Source organism: Algibacter sp. Ld11, assembly GCF_045066735.1.
In the GTDB taxonomy this organism is placed as follows: Bacteria; Bacteroidota; Bacteroidia; order Flavobacteriales; family Flavobacteriaceae; genus Algibacter.
This window is the reverse complement of the sequence record NZ_JBISHH010000024.1, coordinates 755,028-769,632: the sequence shown is the minus strand read 5'-3', so window position 1 is coordinate 769,632 and position 14,605 is coordinate 755,028. Positions and strand designations below refer to the sequence as shown.

Here is a 14,605-nt window from a genome sequence, read left to right as displayed (position 1 = left end):
GTGGAAACTTATAAATTAATAAATAAGAGCAAACTACAATGTAATTTGAGCGCAGACGAAATTAATCAAATTGTTGAAAATGAGGATTATTTCGATTTAAGAAATTATTATAAAGTTATTAACTAAACAGATAGCGTTCCATTTCAAGGAAATGTCCAAATCAACTTATTTACCCAATAATCATTCCTGCAATAGTTGCTGAAATTAAAGAGGCAATAGTACCACCAATAAGCGCTTTCATACCAAATTTAGATAAGGTTTTACGTTGCCCCGGAGCAAGAGAACCAATACCACCAATTTGGATACCTATAGAAGCAAAATTAGCAAAACCACAAAGCATGTAGGTTGCCATGATTATCGATTTCTCGTAACTTAAATGCGTAGCATTTGCCGCATTTTTTAAATCACGTAATTGTATGTATCCAATAAATTCACTAGCAGCCAATTTAATACCTAAAAGCTGCCCCATTAAAGCCATATCTTCTTTAGCCACACCAATAAGCCACATAAGCGGCGCAAAGGCATAACCTAAAATAAGTTCGATAGATAGTTTAGCGTATGATGTGTTACTAGCAATCCAACTGTTTACAGATGTTACATCTCCAACCCAGCCAAGAATACCATTAAACATAGCTATAAACGCCACAAACACTAATAGCATGGCACCAACGTTAACGGCTAATTTTAAACCTTCAGTAGTTCCATTTGCAATAGCATCCAAAAAGTTAGACCCTATTTTTTCTTGAGAAACAGAAACATCGGTATTTACTTCTTCCGTTTGAGGAAATAATATTTTTGAAATTACAATAGCGCCCGGTGCTGCCATAACAGATGCCGCTAACAAGTGCTTTGCGTAAAACAACCTTAACTCAGCATCATCACCACCTAAAAAGCCAATGTATGCAGCCAATACAGCCCCTGCAACGGTTGCCATACCACCAATCATTACCAATAGCATTTCAGATTTATTCATTTTCTCCAAATACGCCTTAATTAAAAGTGGCGCTTCGGTTTGACCTAAAAAGATATTTCCTGCCACACTTAAACTTTCGGCTCCCGAAATTTTTAATGTTTTAGAAAGCAACCAAGCCATAGCCTTTACGACGCGCTGAATGATACCTAAATAAAATAAAACAGATGTTAATGCAGAAAAGAATATAATAGTTGGTAGCACTTGGAACGCGAAAATGAATCCAAAAGTATCCATATCCACCACTAAACCTTCAAAAAGAAACTTACTTCCAGCTCTTGTAAAATCGAGTACGTTTACAAATAAGCCTCCAATAAATTCAAAAATAGTTTTTATGAATTCTACTTTTAAAACACCAATAGCAATTAAAAGTTGAAAAGCTAAACCGACAACAACAATTTTCCAATCTATAGCCTTTCTGTTACTACTAAAAAGAAAAGCAACAAAAATTAGCGTAATCATCCCTAGAATGCCACGCCATAAACTATTTAAAGTAAATCCTTGGCTCGGTATTATAGTTGAAGTCGCTACTTGCGGTTCTGTTCGTATAGGTTTGGAAACTTGTTCTTTACTTAATTCTGATGTGGTAACCACCACTGAATCTGGCATAGCCACGCTAACAGAATCTGCAGTTTGGCTTATTTCAGCAGTTATTGTTTCGTTTACATCCTGTGCCGTTAGTGTTGTAGTTAAAACTAAAAAAAAAGCAACAGTAATCAAAAACAACTTTCTCATATTATAGACTTAGGTATTATTCTCTTTTGGAAATTTCATCACGAATATGTGCTGCCTTTTCATAATCTTCATTCGAAACGGCTTCTTCTAATAAATTGTGAAGTTCTTCGATAGATTTTGCTTTGTAGTTTTCACCAGGCTCTTGAGGCTCTAGTTCATTTGCAACCAATTCATCCATCAAAATATTGTCTTCCGTTTCTTCATCTTCTTTTTTAGGATTCACTTTTAAGTAAATACCTGCTTTATCAAGAATGTTTTTAAACGTAAAAATAGGGGCTTGAAAACGAAGCGCTAAGGCAATAGCATCACTGGTTCTGGCATCTATAATTTCTTCAATTTTATCGCGTTCGCAAATTAAACTTGAATAAAAAACGCCATCTACAAGCTTATGAATGATAACTTGTTTTACAACAATATCGAAACGGTCTGCAAAATTTTTAAACAAATCATGTGTTAAAGGTCTTGGAGGACTAATTTCTTTCTCTAAAGCAATAGCTATAGATTGCGCCTCGAAAGCTCCAATAACTATAGGGAGTTTGCGATCGCCATCTACTTCATTTAAAATTAATGCATACGCACCATTTTGGGTTTGACTATAGGAAATTCCCTTTATGTTTAATCTTACTAAACTCATAATTAATAAAAACGCAAAGAACTGTTTAAATTAGGACTTTACCAACTGCATGATGGATAAATTCTAATTTAATCAGTTCTGAATAACATTACAATTTAAAAAAAAATAATTTATTGTTGCGCTTTAAAAGCTTTTAATTTCTCGATGAGTTCTGGAATAACTTGAAAAGCATCTCCAACCACTCCATAATCCGCCGCTTTAAAAAACGGTGCTTCTGGATCTGTATTAACAACAACCTTAACTTTAGAGGCGTTAATGCCTGCTAAATGTTGAATAGCTCCAGAGATTCCGATAGCGATATACAGATTAGATGCTACAGGTTTTCCTGTTTGCCCCACGTGTTCACTGTGTGGTCTCCACCCTAAATCTGACACTGGTTTAGAGCAAGCTGTTGCTGCCCCTAAAACATCCGCCAATTCTTCAATCATTCCCCAGTTTTCAGGACCTTTTAATCCACGACCACCAGAGACTACAATTTCTGCATCTGCAATAGTTACCTTATCTGTGGCTTTATCTACAGACACAACGTTTACAGCAAATTCGGGAATGGCTGGCGAAAAATCTTCCGCGGAAGCGCTAGCACTATTTTCTACTAATCCAAATGCATTATTAGAAACTCCAATAATTTTAACTTCGGTGTTTATTTGCGTGTTTTCGAAAGCTTTATTTGTAAAAGCTGGGCGTTTAACAGTAAACGGACTTGTGCTAGATGGTGCTGCTACAACATTAGAAGCGTAGCCTGCATTTAAACCAACTGCTAAAAGTGGCGCTAAATATTTACTATCGGCACTAGAGCTGATAATAATAACCTTAGCGCTTTCCTTTTCGGCTGCTTGCTTTATAACATCTGCATAAGCATTGGCATTAAAACTATTTAATTTATCATTATTAACATGTAACACTTTATCTACTCCGTAATTCCCTAAAACAGATGTATCTGCGGCATTTACACTAATAGCTGTAACAGTTGTGCCTAATTGGTCTGCAACGGCTTTTGCATAAGAAGCAACTTCTAACGCTGCTTTTTTAAAGTGACCTTGTTCTGATTCTGTATATACTAAAACTGACATAATATATTCTTTGTTTTTTTAATTTCCACGGAAGTGAAAATCTCATTAATGATTTTGTAAACTTGAAAAGACTCTGAAATTAAACTCAGACTAAATCCTTTTCTCTAAATAACCTTAGCTTCATTATGAAGTAAGCTTACCAACTCGTCTAAATTATCTGGAGAAACCAAAGTAACGGCGCCTTTTGGAGCTGGTTTTTCAAAAGAAACGGATTGTGTTTCATCTGAAGCTTCTACAGGTTCTGCTACGGTTAATGTTTTTTTACGAGCCATCATAATACCACGCATATTTGGAATACGTAAATCACTTTCTTCTACCAATCCTTTTTGTCCACCAATTATTAATGGTAAGCTTGTAGAAACGGTTTCTTTACCACCATCGATTTCTCTAACCGCAGTAGCATTTGTACCTTCTATTTCTAGACCAATGCAACTGTTTACAAAATTAGCCCCAGTTAAAGCCGCAAGCATACCAGGTACCATACCGCCATTGTAATCGATAGATTCACGACCAGCAATAACTAAATCGTAACCACCGTTGCTAACAATACTGGCCAATTGTTTCGCTACAGAAAAAGCATCGGTAGCCATTGTATTTACGCGTATTGCAGCATCTGCTCCAATAGCTAGTGCTTTACGTAAGGTAGGCTCGGTTTCTGGGCCACCAACGTTTACAACATCTACACTTGCACCTTGTTTTTCCTTAAACCACATGGCACGTGTTAAGCCAAATTCATCGTAAGGATTTATAACAAATTGAACGCCATTGGCATCAAACTTCGTATTATCTTCTGTAAAATTAATCTTAGAAGTGGTATCGGGAACGTGGCTAATGCACACTAATATTTTCATAATAATCGCTATTTAGTAAGAATATGTTTGTTTGAGTTTACGAAGTTAATTATTTTATTTCTAAAAATACTATGCATGCATAATAAATTTTTGTTTTTATTTACTAAATATCACCCATTATATATACGTATATAGAAAAATAAATCTCTCAAAAAACGAGTAAAATAAGCCTCTTCAGCAACTTATCGCTTCAACTTTTTAACGCCAAAAAAAGATTCAACTTAATACATGGCCTGACTAAGCAATTGACTTATAAAGTAGTACAAAAGCTACTAATTGCAATAAAAAACAATCTTTCAACAATTCAAATTCAATCATCCGTGTCTAACATTTGAAGAGCAACTAAAGCTACTAAAATTACTAAATAGCTAAGAAACCACTTTTTTTATTCTTGAGTTTCTCCCAAAATGGAATTTCTACTATTAATTTGATAAAAAAACGTCGTACTTACCTAAGACATGAAAATTTACATAAATCAAAGTGTAAAAAAGCATATTTTTCTCGTATAAAATTTTTAATTTAGCAACTTGATTTAAAATAGATAGAATGAAGACAATTCAATTTAGAGAAGCTATTTGTGAAGCCATGAGCGAAGAAATGCGTCGCGATGAAAGTATTTACTTAATGGGTGAAGAAGTAGCAGAATATAATGGTGCTTACAAAGCATCTAAAGGAATGCTAGATGAGTTTGGAGCAAAGCGTGTTATTGATACGCCAATTGCAGAGCTTGGTTTTGCAGGTATAGCAATTGGTTCTACCATGACAGGTAACCGCCCGATTGTGGAATACATGACATTCAACTTCTCTTTAGTTGGAATTGATCAAATTATTAATAACGCTGCAAAAATCAGACAAATGTCTGGTGGGCAATTTAACTGCCCTATTGTTTTTCGTGGACCAACAGGTTCTGCTGGACAATTAGGAGCAACACACTCACAAGCTTTTGAAAACTGGTTTGCTAATACTCCAGGTTTAAAAGTTGTTGTTCCATCTAATCCTTATGATGCAAAAGGACTTTTAAAAGCTTCTATTCGTGATGACGATCCGGTTATTTTCATGGAAAGTGAGCAAATGTATGGAGATAAAGGTGAAGTGCCAGAAGGTGAATACATTATTCCTCTAGGTGTTGCCGAAATTAAACGTGAAGGTACAGATGTTACTATCGTATCTTTCGGAAAAATTATTAAAGAAGCTTACAAAGCTGCAGACGAATTAGAGAAAGAAGGTATTTCTTGCGAAATTATCGATTTACGTACAGTGCGTCCGATGGATAGAAAAGCTATTGTAGAATCGGTTAAGAAAACTAACAGATTAGTAATTTTAGAAGAAGCGTGGCCTTTTGGAAGTGTTGCTACAGAAATTACTTATTTAGTACAAAGTGAAGCTTTTGATTATTTAGACGCACCAATTATTAAAATCAATACGGCCGATACACCTGCGCCTTATTCTCCCGTTCTTTTAGAAGAGTGGTTACCGAACAAAGACGAGGTTATTAAAGCTGTAAAAAAGGTTTTATACAAATAAAAACACATATTTTACGTTATAAAAACTTCATTAGCACAATTGTTGATGAAGTTTTTTGGTATAATAAAATAACCTATTCGCTTTTATGAAAGGAAAACTGTTATAAACAGACTATTAGCTTCCTTTCTTAAAACATATTAAATGCCCCGAATGAAAATAAAATTAGTTTTAATATTTTTCTTTTTTGGATTCCTTTCAATTGTAGCACAAACTAAAGTAAGCGGTTATATTATTGATGAATATAAACAGCCCGTATCTTTTGCAAACGTATTATTTAAAGGTTCAACCCAAGGAACAATAACAGATGAAAACGGTAAATTCTATTTAGAATCCGACGAAACATGGAGTAACCTTATTGTATCCTTTATAGGATATGAAACTCTAGATGTACCTTTAACAAAAAAAGTTAATTACGATTTAAGCTTTACCTTAAAAGAAGAAGCCTCTGCCCTAGACCAAGTATTAATTGTTACAGGAAAACAATCTAAAAAAAATAACCCTGCGATAGATTTACTTCGAAAAATATGGGAAAACAAAAGAAGTAATGGGCTAAAGCAATTTAAACAATATAAGTACGACAAATACGAAAAAGTAGAATTCGACATCAATACCATAGATAGTGCACTTATAAAGAGTAAACTATTTAGAGGTATGGAATTTGTTTTCGACCAAGTAGACACTTCTAATGTTACTGGTAAAACCTATTTACCCATGTTTATAAACGAAGCCGTTTCTACCGTTTACGGCGACAATATTTTAAATAAAGAAAAAGAAGATTTAAAAGGAAATAAAAACTCAGGCTTTAGCGATAACCAGATGATTATTGACTTTGTAGACGATCTATATAACGATTTTAACGTCTATGATAATTATTTAAAGTTCTTCGATAAAAGCTTTGTTAGTCCATTATCAAAAACAGGAATAAACACATACAACTATGTGTTATCCGATAGTTCTTTTATAGATAACAAATGGTGCTACAACATTATTTACTACCCGCGCCGTAAAAACGAACTGACTTTCAAAGGTGATTTTTGGGTTGCTGATACCACCTATGCTATTAAAGAAATTAATTTACAAGCTTCAAAAAGCGCGAATATAAACTGGGTAAAAGACATTTACATTGAACAAGAGTTTGAAGTACTAAACGATTCACTATTTTTAGTAAAACGCGATTACATGATGAGTGATTTCGCGTTTAGTAAAAAAGAAAAATCTCGTGGCGTTTACGGAAAAAGAACCTCTTTGTATAACAATTACATATTTGACGTAGAAAAGGATAAAAAATTCTACGACGTTGAAGTGTATAATTACGATAAAGATGTTTACGATCGTGACGATACCTTTTGGGCGGAAAACCGCTTAGAAACCTTAAACAAAGATGAGCAAGGTGTTTACAAAATGCTTGATACTTTAAAAACAGTTAAGAAGTTTAAACGCCTCTACAATTTAGGAAGCATTTTAACCTCTGGTTATATTGAATTTAATTCCTTACCCTTAGATTACGGACCTATTTTCTCAACCTTCGGGTTTAACGAAGTTGAAGGCTTACGCTTGCGTGCCGGCGGTAGAACGTATTTTGGAAAAAATGACTTATGGCGTTTAGAAGGTTTTATGGCTTATGGTTTTAAAGATGATAAATTTAAATATGGTATTTCTGGAAAATGGTTGGTTGATAAAAAGAGTCGATTAATTATCTCTGGAGGAAACCGTAGAGATGTAGAACAAATTGGAGCTAGTTTAACCACGAGTTCGGATGTTTTAGGGCGAAGCCTAGCATCATCGTCTGTAGTTGGTACAAGCACAAATGATAAGCTAACCTCTATAAACTTAACTAGTTTAGCTATTGAAGCCGAGCCATGGCGCAATGTTATTTTTAGATTAGGCGGTAATTATCGCACCTTAGAATCTGCATCACCAACTTTTAGTTTAGACTATAATACGCCGGATGGTTTAGAATCGGAAATTAAACAATTTGAATCTTCCTTATCTCTATCTTATTTTCCAAAACGTAAAATGACAGGCTTTGGAGTAGAACGTCAAAATGCTAACGATGATTATGCCCGTATTTTTGCCCAAATATCGAGAGGAGATAAAGCTATATTCGATGGTGATTTTAACTACACTAAACTTCAATTTTCGTATATTCAGCCATGGCAAATTGGAGGTTTCGGTCGCTTAACCACAACCGTAGAAGCTGGTAAAACGTTAGGTGAAGTTCCACTTGGTTTACTAAGTGTTATTCCCGGAAACCAATCGTATTTCTCAATATACAACACCTTTTCTCAACTAGATTTTTATGAGTTCGTTTCAGACACTTATGGTTCTGTACATTTAGAGCATAATTTTAATGGCCGTTTGTTTTCTAGAATCCCATTTTTACGCAAATTAAATTTAAGAGAGATTGTGAGTTTTAGAGGTGTTATAGGCGAGCTATCTGATGAAAACCTAGCATTGAGTAATACAGGGCTACCAAATAGTATTCCCCTAGCTGCGCCATCTAAAAAGCCTTATTATGAATATGGTTTTGGAATTGGTAACATTTTTAAAGTATTTAGAATAGACTTTAATTTTAGAGGAAACTACTTAAATGAAATAGATTACCCAGACGCTCGTAAATTTGGAGTTACAGGTAGTTTTGGGTTTAACTTTTAAAGTTATTCAAAACAAAAAAGCACAAAGACAACAATTGTCTTTGTGCTTTTTTTGTTTACGCTAAGCTTAATTTACAATTTTATCTTTTTAGTAAATTTTACGTTTCTGAAACCAAAGCCCTTCTAAACTCAGGTTTATAGAAAACAGATGATAATTCTCTTTTATTAACCCATTGGATATTGTCCCTTTATTTCCATAAGAATAACTAAAGTTAATCATAGAACTTGTATCACGTTTTAAAGGAATACCTATACCAAGATTTAATGCAGAATTACTGATTCTGGTATTATCTATTTCTATATTTCCGTTATCATAATTAAACCCTGCGCGGTACTCCAACCTATTAAAAAACTTTAATTGATTTCTAGTACTTTTAAATTGCACACCGGCTCCAAAGAAATTCTGATCTACAAAAGTTCCTATTTGATCGGATTGATTGGTATCATCCCAAAAACTTTTCTTGTAATCTAAACTTATCGTAAAAGCTTGTTTAAGGGTAGTTTGTAAACCAAAGCCAAACTCTAAGGGAAGTTTAAAATCATCAATAGTAGAATCGGTTTCATAAACTTCGGCGGTAACGTCGGTGGAGATGGTAGTTGTTCCAATTTTATCCCCGCTTAGGGTTGCAGGTAAATTAACCACCCCACCAACGGAGAGATTATTCACGATATCGTATTGAAAACCTGCCCCTAAACGCAATCCTGAATAACGACTATCTTCCTCTATTAAAATGGAACTATAACTATCGGCAAAAATATAATTGGTTTCTGTCTCCGTGATTTTTCCAAAAAGCGCAGACGCCGTAATACCCAACCTAAAATTCTCCGTCAAAGCGTAACCATAATTAAGTTTTAAATCGTTTATTCCACCTTCACCTTCAATAGCTGAACTAAATAAATTAGAACTGCCTTCAATATAACTTTCTATTCCAGAAATAGTATAGCCCACGCTTGTAAACGGGATTAATGTTGCCGCAAAGCCCGACTTTTCGTTAATAGGAAAGGCTATACCAATATTAGAAAAATTGGCTATTATATTAGAATTAGAAGTTCCTCCTTCCGCAGAAGTATTTGTTTCAGTTTTAAAACCAAAATCGTAAAAAAACGAATTTTGAGGAATAGCTCCAAACGATGCCGGATTAGAGTTATTTATAAACGTACTCGATGGCATGGCAATACCAGATTTACCTAAACCATTTATTTTACCGGTACCAATATCATTTGTTAAGCCCAAACCATAAAGGGAATATGGAGAACTCGATAAGGCATTAGACTGCCCTAAAACTGTACTTGAAACAACAAGTAAAACGGCACAAAGTGTTATATATTTAATCTTCATAAATGGCATAAGTTAATTCTAGTTTCAGTTTTAAATCACTGCTTGGAGATCCTTCTCCATTAAAAATATAGCGATCTACAGATTGGTTAAAACCCTGACCGTAAATAGCTAAATACAAATTATCACTGTATGCCGCTTCTAACTTCAAGTTTAAAAAGTACGTCGCCGGAATGGAATACGTTAAAGTTTTAAATTCCTCATCGATTTCTTCTAAAATACCATAAACAGTTTCTCCTACTGCATTAGTAAGCGTACTATAAACATCACCTTTTCTATCGATTAAAAAGACACTTAACGAATCGCGGATAGGTAAGTTTTCGGTAGATGAGTTTTGTTTTATAGACAATTTTAAATTCGCATTTAAAATGCTACCATTTCCTGCAATATCATTAATACGCTCTACATAAGGAATATCGATTCGAGTCGCTAAACCAGTTCCCGATTGCATAAAGCTATTATCGCCGGTATCGGTACTTAAAAGTTGTGTTTCTTCACTTTCTAATGTATCAAAATAAGTTCCAGAATAATCACTAGAAATGTTGTGAAAACTGTTGGTGCTATTTAAAGAGAACTCAATAGTCTCACTGTCTTCAACCTCAACCTCATCATCTACAGAATAATATAATCGTAAAAAACTACTAGTAGCAAAACCTAAAACACTTGTATTATTTTCGTCTGGTTTTACTAAAATACCCTTATAAAGATTTAAAAAATCATCACTAGTTGTAATTTCATTGTCTTGTATTCTTTGGTATAATTCTTTACCAAAAACATCGCTAATAGTGATATGAAGCGAATCTTCTTTTATTGGGTAAGCTTGAAATGTTTTAGAACCAATAGTTGTTTCACTAACATCAAAATTTGTAGTATTATAAAAATAATCATCGTCACTTTTAATATCATCTAAAATATTAAAAACGTTAATGGTTTGGGTTTGCGTAGTATCATTATAAAAGTAGTTATCATACTTTAAAATTAAGGCAATTGAGTCGTAAACGGCATCGTCATCAATACTCGAGAAAGGATATGCCAATTGCATATAACTTTTTGCGGTAGTTTTCCCAAAAACCGCATCGGTATAAGTACCAACTAAAAGTCTACTGGTATTTGAAACCGCAATAGAATCGAACTTAAAGGTAGAGGCATTAACAGTCAAAGAATCGATAAAATAGACTTTGGTATCTACTGTAATCCAATCTTCTCCTACGGGAACTGCAGTATCATCTCCTTCACAAGCCATAAAAAATGCTATGCTCAGAAAAAGTAGTATCACAGAAAATATCTGTTTCATATTCATATAAAATCTTTTTTTATGCGAACCTAAATAAAGACTTCATTTAAAAGAAACAAGTTATACAAAGGGCTTGTTTTAGTATGCCAAAACCGCTATTTGCACGACCAACACGATAGATGTGGTTTGGTATGGAAAATACCCTTGTTGGTATAGACTAATCCCGAGAATATCAATTATGTTTTTATATCGCATTGTTAACAGATAGTTTTGCTCAAAAGATTAATAAAAAGAAGAGATAACGAATTATGAAAAATAAACTAAACATCCTTTTAGGTTTAAGCGTTTTTTTAGGTCTATTTGTAAGCTGTAGTAGTGATGACGATGATGACGAACGCGGTAACTGGATAGAGCGCTCAATTTTTGATGGCGTTCCAAGAAGTAATGCCGCAAGTTTTGTGATAGACAATTTAGGATACATGGGTACCGGATATGATGGCGACGATTATTTAAATGATTTTTGGCAATATAACATTGAAGAAAATTATTGGTCTCAAAAAGCAACTTTCCCGGGTAGCGCACGCAGTTCGGCTTCTGGAATGAACATTGACGGTGATGGATATATTGGTATTGGTTATGATGGTCTTGATGAATTAAGCGATTTTTGGAAATACGATGTTTCTGCAAACTCTTGGTCTCAAATAGCAGATTTTGGTGGTGGTGTTAGACGTGCAGCTGTTAGCTTTGGCATTAACGGTAATGGCTTTGTTGGCACAGGTTATGATGGTGATAATGATTTAAAAGATTTCTGGAAATATACCCCAGGAACGGATACATGGAGCGAACTTGTTGGTTTTGGAGGAGATAAAAGAAGAGATGCCACGACGTTTACCATAGACGGTAAAGTTTACTTAGGTACAGGTATTAGTAATGGTGCTTATAAAACAGACTTTTGGGTTTTTGATCCAACAACTGAAGTTTGGTCTAGCTTAACTGATTTAGATGACGATGATGATTATAATGTAGTACGATCTAATGCTGTAGGTTTTAGCATGGATGGTTTAGGATATATTGCTACTGGCTATTACGGTGGTGCCATGACATCTATTTGGGAATACGACCCAATTAATGACGACTGGGAAGAAATTACTAACTTAGAAGCCACAGCTAGACAAGATGCTATAGCTTTCTCTACAGGAAGTCGCGCTTTTGTAAGTTTAGGAAAAACAGGTACTTTGTATTTAGATGACACATTCGAAGTGTTCCCTCAGGATGACTATGATGATGAAGATTAATAGCATATTCCATTTCATCCTTTAATCACAAAAAGCCAAAGCAATTATGCGCATTAATTTGTAGCGGTTACTTTGGTTTTTTCTTGTTAAAAAAACATAAATGATGTTTAAAAGAAAATTAATAGTAGTTTTAGCAATAACTTTGGTGTCGATTAGCGCTTTATATCTCGCTAATTCCGATATACTTAAAGCACCTAACCCTTATAAAACAGAGGTTTTTAAAGTTAAAAACGGCTTTGGATATCAAATAAATTACAATTCAAAATTACTAATTAAGCAAGATTATATTCCGGCTATAGAATCGAACCAAACATTTTGCACAATCGAAGATGCTAATCGTGTGGCACATTTAGTGAGTACAAAACTATTCAATAAAGAAAACCCTAAAATAACGCTAGAAAACTTAAACCAGTTAAACATAGCTCTTAACTGCAACAATTAAATGGAAACAACAGTTCAACCTTCTTTTTTTGGTATAAAGAACAGAAAGCAAATTTTGCTTCATGTGTCTATATGGACCATATTTGTCTTTATGCATTTAATACAAGCTAGACCTGGGCAAGATTTAATAAATTTTAGTAATAGCTCACTTTTTGTAATAAATATTATATTATTTTATCTCAACTATTTAATATTAGTTCCTAAATTATTACTTCAGAAAAAAACAGGGTTATATGTTTTCTGTGCTATTGTGTTTATTGCATTTTTTACTTTTTTATTTAAAGAACTAAGCTTTGAACTCAATAAAACATTTAATTTTTTCGATAAAGACCTTATGCAGTATAGAGGTCCAAGACCAAAACATTTTTTTTGGGGACTTAAAGGTGCTATGATTGCAATTAACAGCTTTTTGATATTAGCGATTGGTACTATAATTAGAATGTACACCGAATGGAGTAGCAATGAAATAACTAAAAAGCAAATTGAAGCACAAAAATCCTCATCGGAATTACACTTTCTAAAAAATCAAATTAGTCCACATTTTCTATTTAATTCCTTAAATAGCATCTATTCACTTACTACAAAAAAATCTAACGACGCACCAGAGGCTGTTATTACACTTTCGGAATTATTGCGTTACATGCTATACCAAACCAATCAAGATTTTGTATTGCTAAGCAACGAACTCGATTATGTTCAGAATTATTTAAAACTTCAACGTTTACGCATTGCTAATAATGAACACGTCACTATAAATATTCATGGAGGCATAAATAGCCAGAAAATAAGACCTCTTTTACTTATTTCTTTTATTGAAAATGCGTTTAAATATGGTACCGATTTTAAAGGCCACACTAAAATAAAAATTGAAATTTATGTTAAAGATGATGAACTTCAATTTACATGTGTTAACTTGATTGGCAGTAGAAAGAACGATAAAACTAGTTCTGGTATTGGATTACAAAACACTAAAGACCGCTTAGAATTGTTATACCCAGACAGCCATTGGTTAACAATAAAGGAAATCGACAATGAGTTTGTTGTAAACTTAACGTTAAAACTCGAGTAAAACATTAGAAGATGAAATGTGTAATTATAGACGACGAACCTTTAGCTATTGATGTAGTAGAATCTTATGTACAGCAAGTTGGCGGTATCGAAATTGTTGCAAAATGTACAAACCCGCTAGAGGCTATTATTCTTTTAAACAAGCACCAAGTAGATTTAGTGTTTTTAGATATTGAAATGCCAAACTTAACCGGTATCGATCTTGTAAAAACGATTGATAATATGCCGCAATTTATATTTACAACGGCATATCCAGAATACGCTTTAGATGGTTTTAACTTAAACGCTACAGATTACTTAGTAAAACCAATTCCCTTTCATAGATTTTTAAAGGCCATTTCTCGCGCAAAAGAAAAATATGAGTTGGAAAATAAAGTAGTTATAAGTCCGCAGATAACAGATACAGCAGCACCTATTGCAGTTGACAATTTTATTTTCGTTAAATCAGAATATGAAAACATTAAAATAAACATAGACACTATTGTTTACTTACAAGGCTTAAAAGATTATATTAAAATTTACACTTCCGATACTCAAAAGCCTATATTAACCTTATCTAGTTTTAAGGATATATTAGATAAACTGCCCCCTTCAAAATTTATAAGAGTTCATAAATCTTATGTTGTAAGCATCGAACACATAAAAGCTATTCAAAAATCTAAAATTTTAGTAGCAGATATGCGTATTCCTGTTGGAGAAACTTATAAAGATACCGTTATGAAACGATTAGGCGTTTAATCCAAATAAACTAAAAGCAAATCACTTACCTGGTTAGCAAGGACGTTTAAAGTTT

At 33.7% G+C, this 14,605-nt stretch carries 12 protein-coding genes; 6 read left to right on the top strand and 6 right to left on the bottom strand.

The window, feature by feature from the left end:
* Positions 1-169: 169 nt before the first annotated feature.
* From ACJJV4_RS13550 to ACJJV4_RS13535, 4 genes are all read right to left on the bottom strand, one after another.
* Positions 170-1,705 carry a NupC/NupG family nucleoside CNT transporter gene (locus ACJJV4_RS13550; RefSeq protein WP_405295286.1) on the bottom strand — a complete coding sequence of 512 codons (1,536 nt, stop codon included), beginning with the start codon at positions 1,703-1,705 and terminating at the stop codon, positions 170-172.
* A gap of 16 nt (positions 1,706-1,721) precedes the next feature.
* Positions 1,722-2,339: a bifunctional nuclease domain-containing protein gene (locus tag ACJJV4_RS13545; protein WP_405295284.1), complete on the bottom strand. Its 618-nt coding sequence runs from the start codon at positions 2,337-2,339 to the stop codon at positions 1,722-1,724.
* 110 nt (positions 2,340-2,449) lie between these two features.
* Positions 2,450-3,409: an electron transfer flavoprotein subunit alpha/FixB family protein gene (locus ACJJV4_RS13540; RefSeq protein WP_405295282.1), complete on the bottom strand. Its 960-nt coding sequence runs from the start codon at positions 3,407-3,409 to the stop codon at positions 2,450-2,452.
* 104 nt (positions 3,410-3,513) lie between these two features.
* Entirely contained in the window at positions 3,514-4,260 is a 747-nt protein-coding gene (locus tag ACJJV4_RS13535) for an electron transfer flavoprotein subunit beta/FixA family protein (protein WP_405295280.1), read from the bottom strand.
* Between the two features lie 546 nt (positions 4,261-4,806).
* On the opposite strand from ACJJV4_RS13535, the gene ACJJV4_RS13530 reads away from it, so the two are divergent.
* Together ACJJV4_RS13530 and ACJJV4_RS13525 are read left to right on the top strand one after the other, a co-directional pair.
* Positions 4,807-5,784, top strand: coding sequence for a pyruvate dehydrogenase complex E1 component subunit beta (locus tag ACJJV4_RS13530; protein WP_304405693.1), 978 nt, complete (start codon positions 4,807-4,809; stop codon positions 5,782-5,784).
* A 150-nt stretch (positions 5,785-5,934) separates the two neighbouring features.
* Positions 5,935-8,439 carry a DUF5686 family protein gene (locus tag ACJJV4_RS13525; RefSeq protein WP_405295278.1) on the top strand — a complete coding sequence of 835 codons (2,505 nt, stop codon included), beginning with the start codon at positions 5,935-5,937 and terminating at the stop codon, positions 8,437-8,439.
* An 87-nt stretch (positions 8,440-8,526) separates the two neighbouring features.
* On the opposite strand, the gene ACJJV4_RS13520 is transcribed toward ACJJV4_RS13525, so the two are convergent.
* Entirely contained in the window at positions 8,527-9,777 is a 1,251-nt protein-coding gene (locus ACJJV4_RS13520; protein ID WP_405295276.1) for a hypothetical protein, read from the bottom strand.
* On the bottom strand, positions 9,767-11,068 hold the full coding sequence (locus tag ACJJV4_RS13515; RefSeq protein ID WP_405295274.1) for a DUF4270 family protein: 1,302 nt from the start codon (positions 11,066-11,068) through the stop codon (positions 9,767-9,769). The genes ACJJV4_RS13520 and ACJJV4_RS13515 overlap by 11 nt, the downstream gene beginning before the upstream one ends.
* A gap of 248 nt (positions 11,069-11,316) precedes the next feature.
* Here ACJJV4_RS13515 and ACJJV4_RS13510 point away from each other — a divergent pair, with 248 nt between their 5' ends.
* The 4 genes from ACJJV4_RS13510 (at position 11,317) to ACJJV4_RS13495 (ending at position 14,550) form a co-directional block, all read left to right on the top strand.
* Entirely contained in the window at positions 11,317-12,303 is a 987-nt protein-coding gene (locus ACJJV4_RS13510) for a Kelch repeat-containing protein (protein WP_405295272.1), read from the top strand.
* A 100-nt stretch (positions 12,304-12,403) separates the two neighbouring features.
* Complete coding sequence (locus ACJJV4_RS13505) at positions 12,404-12,745, top strand: DUF4907 domain-containing protein (protein ID WP_405295270.1); 342 nt, start codon at positions 12,404-12,406, stop codon at positions 12,743-12,745.
* Complete coding sequence (locus tag ACJJV4_RS13500; protein ID WP_405295268.1) at positions 12,746-13,813, top strand: sensor histidine kinase; 1,068 nt, start codon at positions 12,746-12,748, stop codon at positions 13,811-13,813.
* An 11-nt stretch (positions 13,814-13,824) separates the two neighbouring features.
* Entirely contained in the window at positions 13,825-14,550 is a 726-nt protein-coding gene (locus ACJJV4_RS13495) for a LytR/AlgR family response regulator transcription factor (RefSeq protein WP_405295266.1), read from the top strand.
* The last annotated feature ends 55 nt before the right edge of the window (positions 14,551-14,605 follow it).